23 protein-coding genes are annotated in these 22,871 nt (G+C 68.2%); 12 read left to right on the top strand and 11 right to left on the bottom strand.

The annotated features are described in order from the left end of the window. Positions 1-14: 14 nt before the first annotated feature. Positions 15-911, bottom strand: a complete 897-nt coding sequence (locus tag HDA44_RS06800; protein ID WP_184832253.1) for a hypothetical protein — start codon at positions 909-911, stop codon at positions 15-17. Between the two features lie 272 nt (positions 912-1,183). On the opposite strand from HDA44_RS06800, the gene HDA44_RS06805 reads away from it, so the two are divergent. Continuing rightward, positions 1,184-1,684, top strand: a complete 501-nt coding sequence (locus HDA44_RS06805; protein WP_184832255.1) for a Rieske (2Fe-2S) protein — start codon at positions 1,184-1,186, stop codon at positions 1,682-1,684. Positions 1,685-1,867: 183 nt separating this feature from the next. Here the strand turns inward: HDA44_RS06805 and HDA44_RS06810 are convergent, their stop codons facing one another. The 3 genes from HDA44_RS06810 to HDA44_RS06820 all read right to left on the bottom strand — a co-directional run bounded on the left by HDA44_RS06810 (position 1,868) and on the right by HDA44_RS06820 (position 5,088). After that, a complete protein-coding gene (locus HDA44_RS06810) occupies positions 1,868-2,974 on the bottom strand; it encodes an IS110 family RNA-guided transposase (RefSeq protein ID WP_475584080.1) in 1,107 nt (368 codons plus the stop codon). A gap of 189 nt (positions 2,975-3,163) precedes the next feature. Then, a complete protein-coding gene (locus HDA44_RS06815) occupies positions 3,164-4,483 on the bottom strand; it encodes a S8 family peptidase (protein WP_184832257.1) in 1,320 nt (439 codons plus the stop codon). Between the two features lie 149 nt (positions 4,484-4,632). Then, a complete protein-coding gene (locus HDA44_RS06820) occupies positions 4,633-5,088 on the bottom strand; it encodes a DUF6194 family protein (protein WP_184832259.1) in 456 nt (151 codons plus the stop codon). Between the two features lie 82 nt (positions 5,089-5,170). Here HDA44_RS06820 and uvrC point away from each other — a divergent pair, with 82 nt between their 5' ends. The 3 genes from uvrC to HDA44_RS06835 are packed head-to-tail and all read left to right on the top strand — an operon-like array spanning position 5,171 to position 9,041. Further along, complete coding sequence (gene uvrC / locus HDA44_RS06825; RefSeq protein WP_337905686.1) at positions 5,171-7,237, top strand: excinuclease ABC subunit UvrC; 2,067 nt, start codon at positions 5,171-5,173, stop codon at positions 7,235-7,237. Next, a complete protein-coding gene (gene rapZ / locus HDA44_RS06830) occupies positions 7,237-8,103 on the top strand; it encodes an RNase adapter RapZ (protein WP_184832262.1) in 867 nt (288 codons plus the stop codon). Before uvrC ends, rapZ begins: the two co-directional genes overlap by 1 nt. Then, the gene (locus HDA44_RS06835) at positions 8,100-9,041 is read left to right on the top strand and encodes a gluconeogenesis factor YvcK family protein (RefSeq protein ID WP_184832264.1); all 942 of its coding nucleotides are present in this window, start codon (positions 8,100-8,102) and stop codon (positions 9,039-9,041) included. The genes rapZ and HDA44_RS06835 overlap by 4 nt, the downstream gene beginning before the upstream one ends. 6 nt (positions 9,042-9,047) lie before the next feature. On the opposite strand, the gene HDA44_RS06840 is transcribed toward HDA44_RS06835, so the two are convergent. Then, positions 9,048-9,908, bottom strand: coding sequence for a hypothetical protein (locus tag HDA44_RS06840; RefSeq protein ID WP_184832266.1), 861 nt, complete (start codon positions 9,906-9,908; stop codon positions 9,048-9,050). Further along, positions 9,905-10,411: a SigE family RNA polymerase sigma factor gene (locus HDA44_RS06845; RefSeq protein ID WP_184832268.1), complete on the bottom strand. Its 507-nt coding sequence runs from the start codon at positions 10,409-10,411 to the stop codon at positions 9,905-9,907. Before HDA44_RS06845 ends, HDA44_RS06840 begins: the two co-directional genes overlap by 4 nt. Before the next feature lie 140 nt (positions 10,412-10,551). On the opposite strand from HDA44_RS06845, the gene whiA reads away from it, so the two are divergent. From whiA to HDA44_RS06880, 7 genes are all read left to right on the top strand, one after another. Further along, a complete protein-coding gene (whiA, locus tag HDA44_RS06850) occupies positions 10,552-11,535 on the top strand; it encodes a DNA-binding protein WhiA (protein WP_184832270.1) in 984 nt (327 codons plus the stop codon). Positions 11,536-11,749: 214 nt separating this feature from the next. Further along, positions 11,750-12,754: a type I glyceraldehyde-3-phosphate dehydrogenase gene (gene gap, locus HDA44_RS06855; RefSeq protein ID WP_184832272.1), complete on the top strand. Its 1,005-nt coding sequence runs from the start codon at positions 11,750-11,752 to the stop codon at positions 12,752-12,754. Between the two features lie 73 nt (positions 12,755-12,827). Next, positions 12,828-14,021 carry a phosphoglycerate kinase gene (locus tag HDA44_RS06860; RefSeq protein ID WP_184832274.1) on the top strand — a complete coding sequence of 398 codons (1,194 nt, stop codon included), beginning with the start codon at positions 12,828-12,830 and terminating at the stop codon, positions 14,019-14,021. A gap of 4 nt (positions 14,022-14,025) precedes the next feature. After that, the gene (tpiA, locus tag HDA44_RS06865) at positions 14,026-14,838 is read left to right on the top strand and encodes a triose-phosphate isomerase (RefSeq protein WP_184832276.1); all 813 of its coding nucleotides are present in this window, start codon (positions 14,026-14,028) and stop codon (positions 14,836-14,838) included. Next, positions 14,835-15,068, top strand: coding sequence for a preprotein translocase subunit SecG (gene secG / locus HDA44_RS06870; RefSeq protein ID WP_184832277.1), 234 nt, complete (start codon positions 14,835-14,837; stop codon positions 15,066-15,068). The genes tpiA and secG overlap by 4 nt, the downstream gene beginning before the upstream one ends. Positions 15,069-15,084: 16 nt before the next feature. After that, positions 15,085-15,444 (top strand): RNA polymerase-binding protein RbpA, encoded by a 360-nt coding sequence (locus HDA44_RS06875; protein WP_130385522.1) that lies wholly within the window; start codon positions 15,085-15,087, stop codon positions 15,442-15,444. A gap of 75 nt (positions 15,445-15,519) precedes the next feature. Then, positions 15,520-16,503: an SMP-30/gluconolactonase/LRE family protein gene (locus HDA44_RS06880; protein ID WP_184832278.1), complete on the top strand. Its 984-nt coding sequence runs from the start codon at positions 15,520-15,522 to the stop codon at positions 16,501-16,503. 7 nt (positions 16,504-16,510) lie between these two features. Here HDA44_RS06880 and HDA44_RS06885 read toward each other — a convergent pair whose 3' ends face one another. From HDA44_RS06885 to HDA44_RS06895, 3 genes are all read right to left on the bottom strand, one after another. After that, entirely contained in the window at positions 16,511-17,107 is a 597-nt protein-coding gene (locus HDA44_RS06885) for a Uma2 family endonuclease (RefSeq protein ID WP_184832279.1), read from the bottom strand. Between the two features lie 80 nt (positions 17,108-17,187). Next, complete coding sequence (locus HDA44_RS06890; RefSeq protein WP_184832280.1) at positions 17,188-18,957, bottom strand: BCCT family transporter; 1,770 nt, start codon at positions 18,955-18,957, stop codon at positions 17,188-17,190. Between the two features lie 214 nt (positions 18,958-19,171). Further along, positions 19,172-19,381, bottom strand: coding sequence for a cold-shock protein (locus tag HDA44_RS06895; protein ID WP_130385526.1), 210 nt, complete (start codon positions 19,379-19,381; stop codon positions 19,172-19,174). A 187-nt stretch (positions 19,382-19,568) separates the two neighbouring features. On the opposite strand from HDA44_RS06895, the gene HDA44_RS37025 reads away from it, so the two are divergent. Further along, positions 19,569-20,087: a protealysin inhibitor emfourin gene (locus tag HDA44_RS37025; RefSeq protein WP_238352383.1), complete on the top strand. Its 519-nt coding sequence runs from the start codon at positions 19,569-19,571 to the stop codon at positions 20,085-20,087. A 74-nt stretch (positions 20,088-20,161) separates the two neighbouring features. On the opposite strand, the gene HDA44_RS06905 is transcribed toward HDA44_RS37025, so the two are convergent. Together HDA44_RS06905 and HDA44_RS06910 are read right to left on the bottom strand one after the other, a co-directional pair. Continuing rightward, entirely contained in the window at positions 20,162-21,613 is a 1,452-nt protein-coding gene (locus HDA44_RS06905) for a beta-N-acetylhexosaminidase (protein ID WP_184832281.1), read from the bottom strand. A gap of 55 nt (positions 21,614-21,668) precedes the next feature. Further along, a complete protein-coding gene (locus tag HDA44_RS06910) occupies positions 21,669-22,847 on the bottom strand; it encodes an MFS transporter (RefSeq protein WP_184832282.1) in 1,179 nt (392 codons plus the stop codon). Positions 22,848-22,871 lie beyond the last annotated feature (24 nt).

The following is a 22,871-nucleotide window of genomic DNA, read 5'->3' on the forward strand; positions in this document are numbered from 1 at the left end:
GACCGTGCACCGCGTCAGCGGCGGAAGAGCTGAAGCAGGAGATGGCGGAGCCAGGTCCGGCGCGGGGTTGGGAGCAGGGACGGGGGGAGGACGGCCTGCGGCGGGTTGGCCAGGGTGACCGGGACTTGCACCATCCGGTCGCCTTGGACCCAGAAGAGGTCCGGGCTGCACTGGTCCGGCGCTCCGCGGTACGAGTCGGCGACGTACTGCGCCAACCGATCCGCGAGCGCCTGGCCCGCGTCCGCCGGGCAGAACGCGACCGTGCTGAGCCGCGGCACACCAACCAGTACGCCCAACCCGACCGACGCCTGGGTGAGGATCTCCTCCCGGTCGACGATCGCCATCGACACCAGCGGATCGTCCTCCCGGTGCAGCACCGAGATGCCGTCGTGGTCGACCGGCCGTAGGTCCGCGATCTCGTCCAGACTGAGCTGCACCGGCGACGGCACCTCCGGCTCACCCAGCCCGAGCATCGAGCGGCGTACGACGGTCAGCCGCCGTAGCTCCGACCCGGTACGGACGAACACCACCACCTCGAAGTGATCGCCGAACGGAATCAACGTGTCCGCGACCGGACCCGCCGTCCGCGCCGACCAACCACGTTGCACGAGCAAAGCACGCTGGCGCTCGCCCACGTCGCCGTACCGGTGCTCCTCGGTGGCGAGCTCGCCTTCCGCGACCACCGCCCGCAACCAGGCCTCGATCTGCTCGGCCCACCGCTGCTGCGGCACCTGGTCACAGCGCTCGATGATCTCGCGGAGCCCGACGACCGCGGACATCTGCAGCGCGCCACGGCCCCAGCCCACCTCGACCGTCCGCTCCGCGCTGTCGACGACGCAGCCCGGGAACCAGATCGGCGCGAGGTCGGCGATCACCCGCATCACTGTCGTGTCGTCGGTCGTGCCTGTCATTTCATGCCTCTCCCACCAGTACAGTGTGCCGGGCCCCAGGGCGGGTGCGGACCGAGTCCCTGCCTCTCGGTGGGTACGCTGCCGAAGGAAACCCTAGCGCCACCGTGGGCCGGTACCGGCACCAGGCGGAAACCCTCAAACGGCGGTTCAATCCGGCCGGGGGTGAACCAATCGGCTGACCCAGTCGTTTGAGTCGTTAGAGAACGTTCAACCACTCAAGCCGGCAGGCTGTCGAAGACCAGCGGCCGGCTGGCTCTTGGAGGTCCGGATTCATGACCGATGACACGACGCGGGACCGGCGGACCGTACTTCGGTGCGCGGCGATGGCGGCGCTCGTGGGCGCCGGCGCGCCGATCCTCGCGGCCTGTGGCGGCAACGACACCAGCGGTACGAGCGGCGGCACCGGCACTGGTACCGCGCCGACCGGGTCCGCGCCGTCTGGTTCCGGGCCGGCCTCAGGTACGCCGTCGGCGGGCGGCGGCGGTACGGTGCTCGGCCCGGTGTCCGATGTCCCGGTCGGCGGCGGGAAGGTGTTCACCGACGCCAAGGTGGTCGTCACTCAGCCGACCGCGGGTCAGTACAAGGGGTTCTCGGCGATCTGTACGCACCAAGGCAACCCGATCGGCTCGGTGGAGAACGGGCAGATCGTCTGCCCGTTCCACAACAGCCACTTCAGCATCACCGACGGCAGCCCTGTCAGCGGCCCGGCCGCCACGCCCCTTCCCGCCGTCAACGTAAAGGTCCAAGGCACCAACATCATCGAATCCGCCTGACCCGCCCACCCGCACAACCCCCGTCGCCCCCGCCGAACCCCCTTCCCATTTGAGGGGTTAACCACCGAAAGTGCCCGTTCACCACCCGCATGCCGGGGGTGAACGGGCAACTTCAGTGGTCAACCCCTCAAACGGGGACGGGAGGCAGGGCAGGAGTGGGTGTGGGGATGCTCCTATGGATGGTCAAGGGGTTTGTGGTTTGGTGAGGACGTAGTAGATCTCGCGTGCGATGAGGCGTTTGAGGCATCGGATGATGTCTTTCTTGGACAGTCCGTTGGTTGTGCGGCGTTCGAGGTAGGCGCGGGTGCGTGGGTCCCAGCGGAGTCGGCTGATGACGATGGTGTAGAGGGCTGAGTTGGCTTGGCGATCGCCGCCGCGGTTGAGTCGGTGGCGGTGGGTCTGGCCGGATGATGCGGGGATGGGGGCGACTCCGCAGAGCATCGCGAAGGCGCCTTCGGAGTGGATGCGTTCTGGGTTTTGTCCGATGGTGACCAGGAGTTGGCCGGCGACATCGGGGCCGACGCCGTTGAGGGTGAGCAGTTCGGGGTTGATCGTGTTGATGAGTTCGGTGATGAGTTGATCGAGCTCGGCGATCTCGTGCTGGGCTGCGAGGTGACGGCGGGCCAGGGAGCGTAGCGCGGTTTTGACGGCGTGTTGTGGGATCGCGATCTGATTAGGGTCGGGTCGCAGGTTGTGGCAGGTGTCGATCAGGCGCGGGTTGGTGAGGCCGCGTAGTTGCTGGCGCAGGTCGTGTGGTGCGGTGACGATCAGGGCCTTGATTCTGCGCAGGCAGTCAGCGCGCTGGCTGACGGCGCTGTTGCGGGCGATGCGCAGGTTCCGTAGTGCCTCGACCTGCCCGTCACGGTTCTTGGGGATGCCGGTGCGTACTTTGCCCAAAGCGGCTCGGGCGGCTGCTTCGGCGTCGATCGGGTCGGACTTGCCTGCTGTCCGGCGGGTTTTACGACTGGGCCGGTCGATCTCGACCACGGTCACACCCTGCCCGGTCAGGTAGCCGGTCAGGCCCGACCCGTAAGCGCCGGTGCCCTCGACACCGATCAGAACGACCGGCCCGAACGAGCCCAGCCAGGCCAGCAAAGCCGCATAGCCGGCACCAGTGGCGGGAAAGGTCTGGTGACCGAGCATCCGGCCCGTCTGGTCGATCGCAGCCGCCGTATGGGTATCGCGGTGAGTGTCGACACCACCGGTGATCTCGGCCTGGGACACGGCATCTGGCTGTGCGATGGTAGACATCGCCGTCCTTCCATTCGACACGGTCAGGGCGGCACGCACCAGCCGAGCGACGGACAAAACAGTGATGGGTGCCTGCTGGCACAGGCTCCTATGAAGTCACGAGTTCTCGCCGAGTGAGTGCAAGCGAACCCCGCAGCAGGTCGACCGACAGATCCCGTTCAAGACCCGAAGTCAGTTAGGGGCCGAGTCAGGACGACCACTGCGGGGTCCACGCCTACATCCTCACTGTTAGGGGTGGGTGGTGGTGGCGGGGTCTGGTTTGCCGAGGTAGAGGAGTTTGTTGGGGGAGCCGGTGCCGGGGTCGCCGACCTTGTCGGGGGTGGAGTTCGTGACCAGGGCCTTGGTGACGTCGGCGGGGGTGGCGTCGGGGTGGTCGGCCAGGTACAGGGCGATGCCGCCCGCGACGTGCGGTGTCGCCATCGACGTACCGCTCATCTTCGCCGTCGCGTCCGGTCCGGTGATGCCGACCGAGGTGATGTCGACCCCCGGCGCGAACAGGTCGACGCACTTGCCGAAGTTGGAGAACGTCGCGCGCTGGTCCTGGGCATCGGTGGCGCCGACGGTGATCGCCAGCGGCTCCCGGGCCGGTGAGCTCTGGCAGGCGTCCGTGCCTTCGTTGCCGGCCGCAACGGCATAGGTGATGCCGGCGCCGATCGACGCCTTCACCGCGGCGTCCAGCGCGTCGTCCGCGCCGCCGCCGAGGCTCATGTTCGCGACCGCCGGCTTCTTGGCGTTCTTGGTCACCCAGTCGATCCCGGCCACCACGGACTCGGTCGAGCCGCCGCCCTTGCAGTCGAGTACGCGCACCGCGACCAGGTGCGCGGCCTTCGCCACGCCGTACGTCGTACCACCGATGGTGCCGGCCACGTGGCTGCCGTGGCCCATGCAGTCGACGCCGTTCTGCCCGTCGCCGACCGTGTCGGTACCGACCGAAGCGCGGTCACCGAAGTCCTTGTGCTTCGCGTAGATGCCGGTGTCGATCACGTACACGTTGACGTTCTTCGCGTCCGTCGACGGCTCGTACTTCTTGTCCAGCGGCAGATCGCGCTGGTCGGTACGGTCGAGGCCCCACGGCGGATCGTCCTGGCTGACGGTGATCTTCTGATTCTGTTGCACGTACGCGACGCGCGGGTCCGCGGCCAGCTTCTTGGCCTGATCAGTGTCCATCGCGGCGGAGAAGCCCTTGATCGACGCGTCGTACTGGTCCCGGACCTTGACGTCGTAGCTCGCGGCCAGGCTCTGAGTGGCGACCCGGGTCTGGGCGCGTGAGTTCTGGCCGGCCAGAACGACGATGTAGCTGCCGGGGATGGCGTTCGGGCTGCCGGCGCCACGGACCGAAACCGCGCCGGAGCCGCCGCCCGTACCGTCCGCGGGTGGGCCGGTGGGGTTCGAGGCGGCCGCGGCGCTGCCGGCGGTCGCGGCGCCGCAGACGGCGAGCGCGGACGCGACCAGGAAACCGACGGCCGCGCGCGACGGGCGCGGTGTTCGCGAGCGGCGCGGTGTTGGTGGCCGGAGCGGCGTTGGGTACTGGCGAAGGGATGGGAACATGGGCGGAACTCCCTCGTGTCAGCGCCAGGCCTGGTTGCCTCATGCAAAGGTCCTGCACATCTACCCTGGTTCACACGCTAGGGAGTCCGCCCATCCCAGCCGGGGGTCAACCCAGGCTTATGGGCCAACCCGAAACAGGACCGCAACGTTCAGGAGCTCTGCCGCGCCTGGTGATTGGCGAACTTCCGGGCCGCGAAGTCGTACGCCTCCTGGATCAACGGGAGCAGCTGGTCCAGACCGGTCGGGTTCACGATCGCCACCCAGTACTGGGCGGCGTAGAACGGATGCGGCATCAACGTGTCCCGGGCGCTGTAGTCGTGTCCCGAGTCGAGCACCCAGTCGGCGTTCCGCTCGGTCGGCGCCGGGCCGAACAGTGACATGTACGTGGCTTTGGTCAACGCCAGGTTCAAGCGCCAGGCACCGGGCTCGTCCAGCCGGGACACCTGCTCGTAGTGATCCCCGGTGACAATGGTGGCGAACGGCTGCTGCCGCTCCGGTGGCAGGTCGGCCGCCGGGTCGTACAGGTAGAACAGGTCGCCCTGGCCTTCGAGCATCCGCACCCCGGCGTACTCACGAAACCTCCGGTCAAGTTCTTCGATCGTCATACCTTCAAGTGTGTCATTGAAGTAGCAATAGAGACTTTCGCGGAATTCCGGATTTGTCGGCGGACCGAACTAGGGTGGTCTGGTGGCTGATCCCTCCTCGTACCGTCCCGCTCCGGGATCGATCCCCGACTCGCCGGGTGTCTATCGCTTCAGCGACTCCGCCGGCCGGGTGATCTATGTCGGCAAGGCGAAGAACCTGCGCGCCCGCTTGTCCTCGTACTTCCAGGACCTGGTGAACCTGCACCCGCGGACGCAGGCGATGGTGACGACGGCCGCGAAGGTCGAGTGGACGGTGGTCGGCACCGAGGTCGAGTCGCTGCAGCTGGAGTACTCCTGGATCAAGGAGTACGACCCGCGCTTCAACGTGAAGTACCGGGACGACAAGTCGTACCCGTGGCTGGCGATCACCCTCAACGAGGACTACCCCCGGGTGATGGTCGGCCGCGGCCAGAAGAAGAAAGGCGTGCGGTACTTCGGTCCGTACAGTCACGCCTGGGCGATCCGCGAGACGGTCGACCTGCTGCTCCGGGTCTTCCCGATGCGGTCGTGCAGCAAGGGCGTGTTCAACCGGCACCGGCAGATCGGCCGGCCATGCCTGCTCGGGTACATCGGCAAATGCGCGGCGCCCTGCACCGGGCAGGTCAGCCAGGACGAACACCGGAAGATCGTCGACGACTTCGCCGCGTTCCTCTCCGGGCAGACCGCGACGTACGTGCGCCGGCTGCAGAAGGAGATGCAGGCAGCGGCGGCCGAGCTGGAGTACGAGCGGGCCGCGAAGATCCGCGACGACCTGGCCGCGCTGGAGAAGGCGCTGGCGAAGAACGCGGTGGTCCTCGGCGACGGTACCGACACCGACGTGATCGCGCTCAGCGAGGACCCGCTCGAGGTGGCGGTGCAGATCTTCTACGTCCGCGGCGGCCGGATTCGCGGTGAGCGCGGCTGGATCGCCGACAAGGCGGACGGTACGGCGACCACCGCCGACCTGGTTTCACAGTTCATCCAGCAGACGTACGCGGGTGACTCCGGCGACGCGATTCCGCGCGAGATCCTGGTCCCGACGATGCCGGACGACGCCGACGCGCTGACCGAGTGGCTGGAGGGTACTCGTGGCGCCCGGGTGGCGATCCGGGTGCCGCAGCGCGGCGACAAGAAGGCGCTGATGGAGACCGTCGAGCGGAACGCGCTGCAGACGCTGACGATGCACAAGACCAAGCGCGCCAGCGACCTGACCACCCGGAACCAGGCGCTGGAGGAGATCCAGGCCGGGCTGGACCTGCCGGAGGCGCCGCTGCGGCTGGAGTGCTACGACGTCTCGAACCTGCAGGGTACCGAGGTGGTCGCGTCGATGGTCGTCTTCGAGGACGGCCTGCCGCGCAAGAGCGAGTACCGGCGGTTCGTGATCAAGGGCGTCGACGGGCAGAACGACGTGGCCTCGATCGCCGAGGTGCTGACCCGCCGCTTCAAGCGCCTGCTGGACGAGCGGGCGACGCTGACCGGCGACGAGGATCCGAACGCCGCGCTGGTCGACCCCGAGACCGGGCGGGCGAAGAAGTTCGTCTACGCGCCCGGGCTGGTGGTGGTCGACGGTGGTCCGCCGCAGGTCGCGGCGGCGCGGCAGGCGATGGACGAGCTCGGCCTCGGTGACATCCCGGTCTGCGGTCTGGCCAAGCGCCTCGAGGAAGTCTGGCTGCCGGACGAGGAGGATCCGGTCATCTTCTCGCGTACGTCAGAAGGGCTGTACTTGCTGCAGCGCCTGCGTGACGAGGCGCACCGGTTCGCCATCACCCATCACCGCAACCGCCGGTCGAAGTCGATGGTGGAGAGTGTTCTCGACGAAGTGCCGGGGCTGGGCGACGTGCGCCGGAAGACGCTGCTGCGGCACTTCGGATCGTTGAAGAAGCTGCGTGCGGCCACGCTGGACGAGGTCGAGGCGCTGCCCGGTTTCGGCCGGCGGACGGCGGAGTCGGTGGTCCTCGCGGTGAACGCTGCCGCAACTCAGGCCGAAACCGGCCGGGCGCCGTCGGTGAACACGGCCACAGGCGAGATACTTGGCGACGACGTCCCGGCGCCGGCCGGACCGCGGCCGCACGATGCGGCCGTCGGCGATGACGGGCAGACCACGGGGATGCAGGGGAGAACTGAGAACTGATGGACGACACGGGCGGCAACCTCATCATCGTGTCCGGGATGTCCGGCGCGGGCCGGAGCTCGGTCGCCGACGTACTGGAGGACCTCGGCTGGTTCGTGGTGGACAACCTGCCGCCGATGTTCCTGACCACCATCGTCGAGCAGACCGTCGGGACCGGCGCGGCGCCGCGGCTCGCGGTCGTCGTCGACGTCCGGACCGGCCTGTTCTTCGACGAGCTGAGTTCGGCGATCCACGACCTGCGGCTGAAGGGTTTCCGGCCGCTGACGCTGTTCCTGGAGGCGTCCGACGACGTGATCGTGCGCCGGCAGGAGAGCGTCCGCCGGCCGCACCCGCTGCAGGGCGAGGGCCGGCTGCTGGACGGCATCCAGCGCGAACGCGAACTGCTCGGCGACATCCGGGCCGGCGCCGACCTGGTGATCGACACCTCCAGCCTGAACATCCACCAGCTGGCCGCGAAGATCGTGAACGCCTTCGGCGACGAGGAGAACGCGGAGCTCCGGGCGACAGTGGTGTCGTTCGGGTTCAAGTACGGCATCCCGGTGGACGCCGACGTGGTCGCCGACATGCGCTTCATCCCGAACCCGTACTGGCAGCCCGACCTGCGCCCGATGACCGGTCAGGACCGGCCTGTGTCAGACTTCGTGCTCGGCCATCCGCTGGCCCAGCAGTTCCTGCGGAACTACGTGGACGTGCTGGACACCCTGCGGACCGGCTACCTGAACGAGGGCAAGCGCTTCGTCACCGTCGCGATCGGCTGCACCGGGGGTAAGCACCGCAGCGTCGCGATGGCCGAAGAGATCGCCCGCAGGCTGCGCGAGAAGGGGTCACCGACGTTGGTCGTGCACCGGGATCTGGGCCGCGAATGAGCAGAGCGCCCAGGGTTGTCGCACTGGGTGGGGGGCACGGCCTGGCCGCGTCCCTGTCCGCTCTTCGCCATGTCACCGATCAGCTGACCGCGGTCGTCACCGTCGCTGACAACGGCGGTTCGTCCGGGCGGTTGCGCAAGGAGCTCGGCGTGCTGCCGCCGGGCGATCTGCGGATGGCGCTGGCCGCGTTGTGCCGCGACGACGAGTGGGGGCGTACGTGGGCCGATGTGCTGCAGCACCGGTTCCGCAGCAACGGTGAGCTGCACGACCACGCGGTCGGCAACCTGCTGATCGTGGCGTTGTGGGAGCTGCTCGGTGAAGCCGTCGACGGGCTCGACTGGGTGGCGCGTCTGCTCGGCGCGCAAGGTCGCGTACTGCCGATGTCGGCCGTGCCGCTCGACATCACAGCACGGGTGCTCGGCCTGGACCCGGACCATCCGGAGGCGATCACCGAGATCCGTGGCCAGGCCGATGTCGCGTCGACCGAGGGTCATGTCGTCGACGTCGCGCTCGATCCGGCCGACCCGCCGGCCTGCCCCGAGGCGCTGGTCGCCGTCGCGGAGGCCGACTGGGTGGTCGTCGGCCCGGGGTCGTGGTTCACGTCAGTGATTCCGAACCTGCTGGTTCCCGCGCTGTGCCGCGGCCTGGAGCAGACCAGCGCCCGCCGGCTGATCACGCTGAACCTGGGGGAGCAGAAGGGCGAGACCGACGGGTTCTCGCCGGAGACGCACCTCGAAGTGCTGGCCGCGCACGCCCCCGACCTGCGGATCGACGTCGTCCTCGCCGACACCGGCCACGTGCCCGACCCCGAGTCACTGCGCCGGACGGCACAGTCCCTCGGGGCCGAGCTGGTGATCGCGGACGTCGCGGACGACGACCGCGACCTGCACCACGCGCCGGACAAACTGGCGAAGGTGTACCGGGAGATTCTCCGCTGAACTCGATCAGCGCGGCGTGCTCACCGACGGGATGACCGGCAGTTTCTGGATCGCGAACGGGATCACGCGGTCAAGGACCTTGCGGCCGTTCGCATCGTACGCACGGATGCGCGGCTTCTGGATCGCGATGCTGGGTTTCGGGCCAGGGCGGTTCGGTACGACACCGATGGTGTAGATGCCGTCCGAGCCGAGCAGTGCTTCGCGGAGCACGTTCTCGCCGGGTACCTCGACCAGCACCTTCGTCACGTTGTCCGGTACGCGCAATCCGTCGGCCCGGCCGGCCTCGAAGACGAGGCCATCGGCCGGCGCGCGGGACAGCTGCCGCCGCCCGAAGGACCAGCTCGGGTACTTGCCGTCCGTCGCGTTGCAGACGGCCACGACCGTGCGATCCGGTGAAACCAGTACCGCGCCGATTGCCGTACCAGAGCTTGTCTTCACCGCGACCTTCCATTGCGCGGTGACCGGGCCGGCCTTGTCCCAGGACGGTTTCGGCCCGTACCGCGGCTGCTTGTCGTACCCGGCGCAGCGTTCGATGATCGCGCTGTCACTGACCCGGCTGACCGGGGGAGCGGGCGCGATCGGCTTGCCGGTCTCGGCGTCGATCAGCCAGCCGGTCTTCACGTCGATCGTGACGGTCCGGCTGGGCGTACCCGCGACCGGCGCTTCGCCGTCCGTGCGGTTCGCGGACCAGGCCGCGGCGCCGCCGATGATCACCGCCGCGGTGAGGACGGACGTCGAGATGGCCGCGATCCGGGTCCCGCGGGCCGACCGCCGGGCGCGGACGACGATCTCGTCGGCACTCGTGTTCAGCGGCCGGTCGGTGTCGTCGGCGGCGGCCGCCAGCAGGCGTTCGATGTCGTCGCTCATCGGGTGCTCCTTTCGGTCTGGTCGAGAAGTTCGCGGAGCTGGCCGAGGCCGCGGGAGGTCTGGCTCTTCACGCCACCGACCCCGATGCCGACGATCTCGGCGGTCTGTTCGAGGCTGAGGTCGGCGTAGTGCCGCAGCACGACGCAGGCACGCTGACCGGGCGGCAGCGTGGCCAGTGCCGGTACGACGAGCATCCGGTCGTCCACCGAACCGGCCACGTCCTTCAGCTGCAGGGATTCGTCCACGTCGATCAGCCGTTCACGCCGCCGCCACGCTTTCCGCGACTGGTCGAACACCGCGGTCACCAGGCACTGATGCGCGTACCCGTTCAGGCCCTGACTGCGATCGATCCGGTTCCACCGCCGGTACACCTTCACCAACGCGTCCTGCGCGGCATCCTCGGCACGGTGCCAGTCCCCACACATCAGGTACGCCGTACGCCGCAACCGCCGCACCATCACGCCGGCAAACTCGGTGAACTCAGCTTCGTCCGATGCCCTCATACCCCTCCTCCCGGATTGTCGCGAGAGGTAACGCAAGCACCGCTCCGAAAGGTTGCACCCGGATCCGGACCCCGTAACCGGAGCAGTCCCGGCCCGTTGGTGATCCGAGGGTCTTTGACATGGGTGGGAGGATGCTTTCTATGGCGATGACAGCACAGGTGAAGTCCGAGCTGACCAGTATTCAGGTGACGAAACCGTGCTGCCGGAAGGCTGAAGTTTCGTCGATTCTGCGGTTCGCGGGCGGGCTGCACCTGGTGTCGGGCCGGATCGTCATCGAGGCTGAGCTGGACAGTGGCGCGGCGGCGCGGCGGTTGCGCAAGGACATCGCCGAGATCTTCGGTCACCCGTCGGACGTGGTGGTGATCTCCCCGTCCGGAATCCGTAAGCAGACGAAGTACGTGGTGCGCGTGGTCCGGGACGGCGACGCGCTGGCGCGCCAAACCGGCCTGGTGGACAACCGGGGCCGGCCGGTACGCGGGTTGCCGCCCGCGGTCGTGTCCGGAGCGTCCTGTGATGCCGTAGCGGCCTGGCGGGGTGCGTTCCTGGCACACGGCTCGCTGACCGAGCCTGGTCGGTCGTCCTCGCTCGAGGTGACCTGCCCGGGGCCGGAGGCGGCGCTCGCGTTGGTCGGTGCGGCCCGGCGGCTCGGGATCGGCTCGAAGGCTCGCGAGGTACGCAATGTGGACCGGGTCGTGATCCGGGACGGTGACGCGATCGGTGCATTGCTGACGCGGCTGGGCGCGCACGAGTCGGTGCTGGCCTGGGAGGAGCGCCGGATGCGCCGCGAGGTCCGCGCGACCGCGAACCGCCTGGCGAACTTCGACGACGCCAACCTGCGCCGTTCCGCGCGTGCCGCGGTGGCCGCCGGTGCCCGGGTCGAGCGCGCGCTGGAGATCCTCGGTGACGACGTCCCCGACCACCTGCAGATCGCCGGCAAGCTCCGGCTGGAACACAAGCAGGCCAGCCTGGAAGAGCTCGGCCAGCTGCACGAGCCGGCCCTCACCAAGGACGCCGTCGCCGGCCGCATCCGCCGCCTGCTGGCGATGGCCGACAAACGCGCCGGCGACCTGGGCATCCCGAACACCGAAGCCAACCTCACCCCGGACATGCTCGACCCGGCCTGACCGGTCACGGAGCGGCACCACCTGGTCAACTGGTATTCACGACAAGGCCCCGGAGAGTTTCCGGGGCTTTGTTACGTGTGGGTGGTCTGGTCCGGCAGCTACTGACGGGTCAGGGTGGTCTGATGTGGATGCTACCAGTTGGCCGGGTGGGCGGTTGGGCTAGTCTTCGGGCTGTAGCGGCAGTGCAAAGCCAGTTCAGAGGAGACGTAGTCCCGTGACCGTACGCGTAGGTATCAACGGCTTCGGCCGCATCGGCCGTAACTTCTTCCGCGCCGTGCAGGCGTCCGGTGCCGACATCGAGGTCGTCGCCGTCAATGACTTGACCGACAATCAGACCCTCGCTCACCTGCTGAAGTACGACTCGATTCTGGGCCGCTTCCCGGGCGAGGTGACCGCGACCGAGGACGAGATCACCGTGGCCGGCCACAGCTTCAAGGCCTTCGCCGAGCGTGACCCCGCGAACCTGAAGTGGTCGGACGTCGGCGCCGACGTGGTGATCGAGTCCACCGGGTTCTTCACCGACGCCACCAAGGCGAAGACGCACGCCGACAACGGCGCCAAGAAGGTCATCATCTCCGCCCCGGCGAAGAACGAGGACCTGACCGTGGTGATGGGCGTCAACCACAAGCTGTACGACGCCGAGAAGCACACGATCATCTCGAACGCGTCCTGCACCACGAACTGCCTGGCCCCGCTGGCCAAGGTCCTGCACGACGCGTTCACGATCGAAAAGGGTCTGATGACCACGATCCACGCGTACACCCAGGACCAGAACCTGCAGGACGGCCCGCACAAGGACCTGCGCCGCGCCCGCGGTGCCGCGCTGAACGTGGTGCCGACCTCCACCGGCGCCGCGAAGGCGATCGGCCTGGTGCTGCCGGAGCTGAACGGCAAGCTCGACGGCTACTCGCTGCGGGTTCCGGTGCCGACCGGCTCGATCACCGACCTGACCGTCGACCTGGGCCGTGAGGTCACCGTCGACGAGGTGAACGCCGCCTACAAGGCCGCGGCCGACGGCGAGTTCAAGGGCATCCTGCGGTACAGCGAGGACCCGATCGTGTCCTCGGACATCGTTACCGACCCGGCGTCCTGCATCTACGACGCGCCGATCACCAAGGTGCTCGGCAACCAGGTCAAGGTCTACGGCTGGTACGACAACGAGTGGGGCTACTCGAACCGCCTCGTCGACCTGGTCAACCACGTCGGCGCCTCGCTCTGACGTTTTCCCGCCGGCTCTGCGTCCGGAGCTCCGGCTCCGGGCGCGGAGCTCGTTCACCCGAGGAAGCTGAACTGTGAAGACGATCGAAGATCTCGGCGACCTGGCCGGGCAGCGGGTGCTGGTCCGGTCCGACCTGAACGTGCCGATCAAGGCCGAGGTGATCGGCGACGACGGCCGGATCCGGGCCTCGCTGCCGACCCTGATCAAGCTGGCCAAGGCCGGCGCCAAGGTGATTGTCACCGCGCACCTCGGCCGCCCCAAGGGCGAGCCGAACCCGGCGTACACGCTGGCTCCGGTGGCGAAGCGGCTCGGCGAGCTGCTGCGGCCGGAGGGCATCACGGTGCATTTCGCCGCCGATGTCACCGGCGACGCGGCGCAGTCGGCCGTACAGGACCTGGACGAGGGTGAGGTCCTGCTGCTGGAGAACGTGCGGTACGACCCGCGCGAGGAGAGCAAGGACGAGGCCGAGCGGGCCGGGCTGGCCGAGGAGCTGGCGGCGCTCGCGGACGTGTTCGTCAGCGATGGTTTCGGTGTCGTGCACCGCAAGCAGGCGTCCGTGTACGACGTGGCGCGCAAGCTCCCGCACGCGGCCGGCGGTCTGGTACTGGCCGAGGTCGAGGTGCTGAAGAAGCTGACCGAGCAGCCGGACCGCCCGTACGTGGTCGTGCTCGGCGGGGCGAAGGTTTCGGACAAGCTCGCCGTGATCGACAACCTGCTGGCGAAGGCCGACAAGCTGCTGATCGGCGGCGGGATGGTCTTCACCTTCCTGAAGGCGCAGGGCCACGAGGTCGGCAAGAGCCTGCTCGAGGAGGACCAGCTGGACGTCGTCCGCGGGTACCTGAAGCAGGCCGCGGACAAGATCGTGCTGCCGACCGACATCGTGGTCGCGCCCGAGTTCAGTGCCGACGCCCCGGCGACCGTGGTGGCCGCGGACGCGATCCCGGCCGACCAGCTCGGCCTGGACATCGGCCCGGACTCCGGCAAGGCGTTCGCCGCGGAGATCGCCGGCGCGAAGACGGTGTTCTGGAACGGCCCGATGGGCGTCTTCGAACTGGCGCCGTTCGCCGGCGGAACCAAGGCCGTCGCGCAGGCGTTGACCGAAGTGAGCGGGCTGAGCGTGGTCGGTGGTGGCGATTCGGCCGCCGCGGTCCGGCAGCTGGGCTTCGCCGACGACGCGTTCGGCCACATCTCCACCGGTGGTGGCGCGTCGCTGGAATACCTGGAGGGCAAGGAGCTCCCGGGTCTGGCCGTACTGGAAGAGGACTGACCTGATGGCTGACACCGCAGCTGCCCGTACGCCTTTGATGGCGGGCAACTGGAAGATGAACCTCAACCACGTCGAGGCCGTGCACCTGCTGCAGAAGCTGAGCTGGACGCTGCAGGACAAGAAGCACGACTTCGAGCGGGTCGAGGTGGCGGTGCTGCCGCCGTTCACCGACATCCGCAGCGTGCAGACGCTGGTCGACGGTGACCGGATGAAGATCAAGTACGGCGCGCAGGACGTGTCCACCCAGGACGCCGGCGCGTACACCGGTGAGATCTCGGCGTCGATGCTGACCAAACTCGGCTGCAGCTACGTACTGACCGGGCACTCGGAGCGCCGGCAGTACCACGCCGAGGACGACGCGACGGTGAACGCGAAGACCACGAAGGCGCTGGCGGCGGGCCTGGTCCCGATCGTCTGCGTCGGCGAGGGGCTCGAGGTGCGCAAGGCCGGCGAGCAGGTGCCGCACACGCTGGCCCAGGTGGACGGCGCGCTGGCCGGGCTGAAGCCGGACGACGTCCGCAAGCTGGTGATCGCGTACGAGCCGGTCTGGGCGATCGGTACCGGCGAGGTGGCCACTCCGGAGGACGCGCAGGAGGTCATTTCGGCGATCCGGGGCCGGCTGGAGGAGACGATCTCACCGTCGGTCGCCGACTCGGTACGGATTCTTTACGGTGGATCGGTGAAGATGGCCAGCGCAGGTGGCATCATGGCCCAACCGGATGTCGACGGCTGCCTGGTCGGAGGTGCAAGCCTTCAGGTGGACGAGTTCGCCGGCATCTGCCGTTACCTGGACCTTCAGTTAGGCTACTCCTCGTGATTCTCGCTTTCTCGATCGTCGTGATCGTCTGCAGCCTGTTCCTGACGCTGCTGGTACTGCTGCACAAAGGCCGCGGTGGCGGCCTCTCGGACCTGTTCGGTGGCGGTGTGTCGTCCAGCCTGGGCGGCTCCTCGGTCGCCGAGCGGAACCTGGACCGGATCACGATCGGCGTCGGGCTGGTCTGGTTCGCCTCCATCGTCGCGGTCGGCCTGCTCTACAAGCTCGGCTGAGGGGGAGTAGGTTCCCGTGGCTGGTGGTGGCAGTGCGATTCGTGGCAGCCGGGTCGGTGCCGGGCCGATGGGCGAGGCGGAGCGCGGCGACACCGCGCCCCGGCAGCGCATCGTCTTCTTCTGTGCGAACGGGCACGAGACCGCGACCTGGTTCGCGGTCGAGGCATCCATCCCGGAGGAGTGGGACTGTCCGCGGTGCGGTCTGCCGACCAGTACCGATGTGAACAACCCGCCTCCGCCGCCGAAGATCGAGCCCTACAAGACCCACCTGGCGTACGTGAAGGAGCGGCGCTCCGAACAGGAGGCCCAGGAAATCCTCGACGAGGCCCTGGAAAAGCTCCGCGCCCGCCGCGCCCGCGGCGAAGTCATCTTCTGACCGCCTGAGGTCCGGACTCCAGCACGGAGTCCGGACCTTCTGCGTTCGTCCCGCGACTGGCGGTAAGGTCTCGGCATGAAATCGTCGATTGCCCCGGTCCGATGGACGCCGCCGCCCGCGGCCCCGGTGCGGTACCCGGTGAACGTGGATGTCGAGGTCGTCGAGTTGCCCGGCGCCGGGCCCGAGGACACGCTGATCGACGCGGACGGCAGCGTACTGACCGGGTTGTACGACGGGCGGATTCTCCGGGTCAGCGCGGACGGGCGCACCATCAGTACGCTCGCGGACACCGGCGGGCGCCCGCTCGGGCTGGAGTGGCTGCCGGACGGCAAGGTGCTGATCTGCGACGCGAACCGCGGTTTGCTCACGCTCGACCGGGACAACCGGATCGCGACGCTGCTGTCGGAGATCGACGGCCGGCCACTGCGGTTCTGCAACAACGCGGACGTGACCGAGGACGGCACGATCTACTTCACCGACTCGTCGACCCGGTTCGGGATCGACGAGTGGATGGCTGATCTGCTCGAACATTCGGCCACCGGAAGCGTTTACCGGCGTACGCCCGACGGTGAGGTGACGCAGCTGGCGACCGGGCGGGGATTCCCGAACGGGGTGGCGCTGAGCGCCGATCGCCGGTCCCTGTTCTGGGCGGAGACAGCGATGTACGGGCTGTACAAGCTGGACCTCACCACCGGCGGCGAACCGGAGAAGATCGCGACGATCCCCGGCCTGCCGGACAACATCGCCCGCGGCTCGGACGGGCTGATCTGGGTAGCGGTCGGCTCGCCACGCAACGCCGTACTCGACTTCCTGCTACCCAAGCACCCCGCCTTCCGGAAGCTGGTCTGGTCCCTCCCGGACGCCCTGAAACCGAAGGCCGCCGACATCATCGAGATCCAGGCGTACGACGAGTCCGGCACCCTGATCCACGACCTCCGCGCCAAACACCCGAACTTCCACATGCCCACCGGAGTCCGCGAACGAGACGGAAAAGTATGGCTAGGAAGCATCGGCACCAGCTCCCTAGCCACCTTCCCGACGCCAGCACGGAGCAGCTAGTACGGGGTTAATGCACTTCGAGCAGTTCGATCGGGTCGAACGCGAACTCGAACGGCTCGGTCATCTGGAACACCTCACCGGACACTGCCGCCGCATGCTTGACGTACTGGCCGCCGGCGAGGCGGAAGAGCTCCACCTGCGCGTCGGCTACGCCGATCTGGACATGCATGTAATACGGAATGCCCTGGCGAGCGCAGATCGCCGGCTTGTCGATGCGGTCCCGGTGGAAAGAGGACGGTGAGATGATCTCGATCGGGCACAGGACCTGCTCGGCCTCGATCCAGGTTTGCTGCCGCACGCGTTCGCGCAGAAGTACCAGATCAGGCTCGATCCAGCCGCTGAGCCCGGTGCGTACGTTCAACGCCGAGTACAACGCGTGCCCGGCGGCCCGGGCAGGTCCGTCGAGCTGGAAGGCGAGCCTCAACGTTGCCCAGCTGTTCGCGCTGCCTTCGCGTGGACTCATCCGCAGCCTTCCCTCGACAGCCTCATACCTGGCCGGCGGCATACCTTCGATAGGTAGGTAGCGCTGCGCCAGCTCGACGGTCCACAATCCGTCGAGGTCGATCAGCGGATCGAACGGGTACTCCGGTGCAGGGGCTGCCATGCCTATCTCCTCTCCTCGACTCATCTTAGGCCAGCCTCCGCAGGTCCTGCGCGAGGCGCGGAACCCGCGGAAGCCGGGATTCAGTCGATCGGAGGCTTGGACGTCGGCAGCGCGTCTCCCTGCTTGGAGCTCTCTTCTTCTTCCGGCAGGCTGCAGGCGACCACCAGGGCGAAGTCTTCGCCGTGGTTGCTGACGCCTTCTATTACTGCTGCTTCGACGGCGTCGGTGCCGATTTCGTGGCGGAGCATCAGGGGGTCGGTGCGGAGGTCCTTGGCCAGGGCAACGGCCAGGCCGACCATGACGACGGCGAACGGGAGTGCCGCGACGATCGTGACGTTCTGCAGGCCTTGCAAGGCGTCTGATCCGCCTCCGCCGGCCAGGAGCATCACGGCCGCGACGGCTCCGGTGAGTACGCCCCAGAAGATCACCAGCGGCTTCTTCGGTTCGATCGCGCCGCGCTCGGAGAGCGTACCCATCACGATCGACGCCGCGTCGGCGCCGGACACGAAGAAGATCGCGACCAGCATCACGACCAGGATCGTCGTCACCGCGGTGAGCGGGATGTGGTCGAGCATGCCGAACAGCTGGCCTTCGCTGGTCGATTCGCCCGCGATGTCCGTACCGCCGCGCTGGATGTCGATCGCGGTCCCGCCGAAGATGCAGAACCACAGCACGCTGACCAGTGACGGCACCAGCAGTACGCCGGTGACGAACTGCCGGATCGTCCGGCCGCGGCTGATCCGGGCGATGAACATGCCGACGAACGGCGTCCACGAGATCCACCACGCCCAGTAGAAAACGGTCCAGCCGGACAGCCACTTGGCCATCGCGTCGCCGCCGCTCGCCTCGGTCCGCGCGGCCATGTCGGCGAGGTCGCGGAAGTAGTCGCCGATCGCCGTCGGTACCAGGTTCAGGATCAGTACCGTCGGGCCGACCACGAACACGAAGACGGCCAGTACGACCGCCAGCACCATGTTGATGTTGGACAGCCACTGGATGCCCTTGGCGACACCGGAGACCGCGGACGCGACGAACGCGGCGGTGAGGACCGCGATCACGCCGATCATCACGCCGTTCCCGGTCTGGTCCAGCCAGCCGAGGATGCGTACGCCGGACCCGATCTGCAGTGCGCCGAGCCCGAGTGACGCGGCCGAGCCGAACAGGGTCGCGAAGATCGCCAGCCCGTCGATCACCTTGCCGATCGGTCCTTCGGTACGGCGGCCGAGCAGCGGCGCGAAAGCGGCGCTGATCAGTTGCGAACGCCCGCGCCGGAACGTTCCGTACGCGATCGCGATGCCGACGACGGCGTAAATCGCCCACGGGTGCAGCGTCCAGTGGAACAGCGTGGTCGCCATCGCCGTCTCGAGCGCCTGCGACGAGCCGCCCTCGACGGTGCCGGGCGGGGGACTGGTGAAGTGCGAGAGCGGTTCGCTGACGCCGAAGAACATCAGGCCGATGCCCATGCCGGCGCTGAACATCATCGCCACCCAGGACACGGTCTTGAACTCGGGTTTCTCGTCGTCCCGGCCGAGCGGAATGCGCCCGTACCGGCCGGCGGCGAGCCAGATCACGTACACGACGAAGCCGGAGGCCAGCAGGACGAACAGCCAGCCGGTGTTCTGCTCGACCCAGCCCAGCGCCGAGGTGGACGAGGTGCCGAGACTGCCGGCGTCGACGATGCCCCAGGCGACGAAGGCCAGGGCGATGACCGCGGTGACGCCGAAGGTGACGCGGTCGAGTCCGGAACCGTGACTTCGGCTGCCGGGAGGTGGCGGGGTAGCTATCGCGGGATGTTGCGCGTTTTCATGGTTGTCTGGTGTGTCTGCCGGGCTGTCGATGTCGATCGCCACAGGTAAGTCACGCCTCGCTCGGGCGCGCCTCCGTTCCGTTGTGTCGGGGATTGTGCCCCCCGACCGTGTCGGAGATCGTGGCAAAACGCAACAATCGTGTCCCCGGCCACACCACCGTGTCGCCCGGTCGAGCGCTCGATCAGCCGTCCCGGAACGGCGGACGGGCCGCACACCTGGTGGTGTGCGGCCCGTTCACTGTCGTGCTGGAAGGGTCTCAGGAACCGATCGCGCGGATGTTCTCCGCCTGGAGGCCCTTCTGGCCCTGGGTGATCTCGAACTCGACCCGCTGGTTCTCGTCCAGCGAGCGGAAGCCCGACATCTGGATGGCCGAGTAGTGCGCGAACACGTCCGCGCCACCGTCATCCGGGGTGATGAAGCCGAAGCCCTTGTCAGCGTTGAACCACTTGACAGTACCGACAGCCATTGTCTATCTCCTCGATGGCTTATAACTAACCGTGACCCACACCTCATGGATCACGTGTCGCCGAAAGGTCCCAGACGACAGACCGGCCATGCAGCACAGCAAAGTCAGGGAGTCCAAAACTGCAACGCCATAACTGTAGCCGTTCTGCGGCGTGATGGTAGAGGTGACCACAAACACGTGTCGCTGATTGTCGCGGCCCGCTACCCTCTGTGGCCGCCCCGGCGCGGCCGGCGGCCGGGCGTCGAAAGACCGGAAATCCCGCGCCGACCTGCTGGTTCGCGCCGGCGGCGAGGTGCGGCACGATGGCAACGAAGGACAATGGCTCGGTACGCCGGGTAATGGCCGCGGAATTCCGATCGTTTGTCCCGGCGTGTCGCGCGGCCGCGGACAGTTGCGCCGGGCGCAATCAGAGGAGGCAGACGTGATCGTCACCGTGACCCGCAGCGGCGGGTTCGCCGGGCTGACCAAGCACGGCGAGCTGGACACCAGCGCCGAGCCGGACGCCGACCGGCTGGAGGCCGCGGCCCGGGCGCTGGGCGCGAAGGACCTGGGCACCGGCCGGCCGCAACCGGACCGGTACGTGTACCGGCTGGAGGTGCGTGACGCCCAGGACGCGGACGCCACGCGACAGACCGTCCACACGGTCGCCGAGCAGGACGTGGACGCCGCCACGGCCTGGCTCCTCGACCGAGTCCTGAGCAGCTAGCGAGTCCTGAGCAGCTGGGTCCAGAATCGATCAGGCCCCGGCGATCAGGTCCAATCGATCAGGACCAGAATCGATCAGGCCCAGTCGATCTCCGGTGCCCGGTAGAAGTTGATGCCGAGCACCTCCCAGCGCGGTGCCTGCGCCGCCAGCCGCTCGCGGTACGCGGGCCAGTCGAGCGCGCTCTCGTCCGACCACCCGAGCTCGGCGATTCCCGGCAGCCGCGGAAACACCATGAACTCGACCTTCGCCAGCTCGTCCAGCGTCTCGGTCCACAGCGGCGCCTCCACGCCGATGACGGCGTCCGCCGGCACGTCCGGGATCAGCGTGGCCGGATTCCAGCTGTACGACTGCTCCACGCTGACCAACCCGGCCCAGTCCAGACCGAGCGGCGTTTCCGCGTGGTACTTCATGTCCAGGTACGCGCGGTTCGCCGGCGACAGCACCAGCCTCGCCCCGCCGGCGACCGCCTTCTGTGCCAGTGCCTGCGCCTTCTCGTCCTCCGTACCCCAGTATTGGACGACGGTCCCGGCCGGCAGCGGCGCGTCGCCGATCTCGTGCCAGCCCATCACCGTCTTGCCCTGCTTCACGACCAGCTCGGCGGCCTTCGGTACGAAGGTCAGGTAGTCCGAGTGCGGTGTCGAGTGCGCCTCGTCGCCACCGAGGTGTACGAGCGCGCCCGGCGTCTGCTCGGCCACCTCGCGGAACACATCGTCCAGGAACTCGTACGTGCGGTCCTTGCCGACCGTCAGCGTGCTGAACCCGACCTCGGTCTCGGTGTACAGCTCCGGCGCCGTCCCGTCCGCGGTCAGCTCGGCGTACGAAGCGAGTGCCGCGTTGGTGTGTCCAGGCGTGTCGATCTCCGGTACGACGACCAGGTAATGCGCTGCCGCGTACCGCACGATCTCGGCGAAATCAGCCTTCGTGTAATGACCGCCGGCGCCACCGCCGACCTGCTTGCTTCCGCCGTACTCGGTCAGCCGAGGCCATGAATCCACCTGGATCCGCCAGCCCTGATCGTCCGAGAGGTGCAGGTGCAGCCGGTTGAGCTTGTACTGCGACACCAGCTCGATGAACTTCTTGACCTGGTCGACGGTGAAGAAGTGCCGCGTGACGTCGAGCATCACCCCGCGGTACTCGTACCGCGGGGCGTCCGTGATCGTCGTGCCGGCGATCTCCCACGGACCGTCCTGCGTACTGCCGGCCTCGGCCTTCGCGGGCAGCAACTGCCGGAGCGTACTGACACCGCGGAACACACCTTCGGCCGCGGCCGCCGTGATTGTCACCGCGTCGGCGTCCACGCGCAGCTCGTACCCCTCGGCCCCGAGCGTGTCGGCGCCGGTGCTGGACAGCGTGATCGTCCCAGCGCCGAGCTGGACCGGTAGGTCGTAGCCGGTGGACCGTCGCAGCTGCGCGGCGAGCCGGTCGGCGATGGTCTGGGTGGCGTCGTCGTGGCCGATGGTGGCGTCCGGTGACAACGTGAAGGTCGTGTCGGCGAGCGCCTGCTGCGTCGTGGGCTGCGGGATCATGATCGAGAGTGTTCGCGGGCCATCCGTATTTCGTCAAGCCCCTTTAGTAATTCTCTCAGCACTGCACCGCGACCACCGCCCGGCGGCGGGTCAACAGCGGCTCGCTCAGCATCACCGCGGCCGCCGCGAACGTCAGCAGGCCGCCGACAAGCGCCACGATGCGTACGGATGTGTGGTCGATCAATGCGCCGCCGACGAACGCACCGGCCGCGATCCCCACGTTGAAAGCCGAGCTGATCCCGGCCGACGCGATGTCGGTGCTCCCCGGCGCGACCTGCAAGGTACGGCTCTGCACCGCGACCGCCAGCGCGCTGAAGGCCATCCCCAGCACGGCGATCAGCGCGACCGTGGCCACCTTGAGCTGCCCCAGGCCGTACAGGCCGAGCAACGCGACCGTGATCAGCGCAAGCGGGACGAAGACCGCGGCCCACGGGTGCCGGTCGAGGACGCGGCCGGCGAGCAACGTACCCACGAAACCGCCGACGCCGCTCGCCAGCAGCATCGGGCCGAGCGCACCGGACCTGAAGCCGGTGATGTCGAGCAAGAACGGTGTGACGTACGTGTTGAACGTGAGGAAGCCCGTGACCCCAACGGCCGCCGCGACGAGCAGGACGGCATACCGGCGTACGTCCGGGGTGCTGCCTCGCCGCGAAGGACTGTCCTGCACCTCGGTCCGCGGCAGCAGCATCACGATCCCGGTGCAGGCCACGGCGCCGAGCACCGCCATCAGCACGAACGGCGCTCGCCACCCGGCCTGCTCGCCGAGCCAGGTACCGAGCGGGATGCCGATGATGGGTGCGAGCGCCGTCCCGATCGCCAGCCGCGCGACCACCCGTCCGCGTTGCTCCGGCGGGAACAGGCTGGTCGCGATCGGCGGCGCGATCGACCAGAACAGCGCCTGCGACAGCGCGATCACCAGCCGCCCGCCGAACAGCACCTCGTAGGTCGGGGCGGCGGCGGAGAGACCGGTGGCCACGGCGAGTACGCCGAGGGTTCCGCCGAGGACCTGGCGGCGGGGGAGGCGCTGGGTCAGCCGCGCCAGCGGGAGTGAGGCGAGCACGACCACCACCGCGTACCCGGTGACGAGGAGGCCGACCTGGGAACGGGAGCGGTCGAGATCGCCGGCGATCACGGTCAGCAACCCGATCGGCAGCACCTCGATGGTGACGAACGAGAACGTCGAGACACCGAGCAGTACCAGGGCGGCGTTGGCTCGGCGGGACGAGAGGAGCATGGAGTCACCTGATCCCGGTCAAAG

This window comes from Kribbella solani (assembly GCF_014205295.1).
In the GTDB taxonomy this organism is placed as follows: Bacteria; Actinomycetota; Actinomycetes; order Propionibacteriales; family Kribbellaceae; genus Kribbella; species Kribbella solani.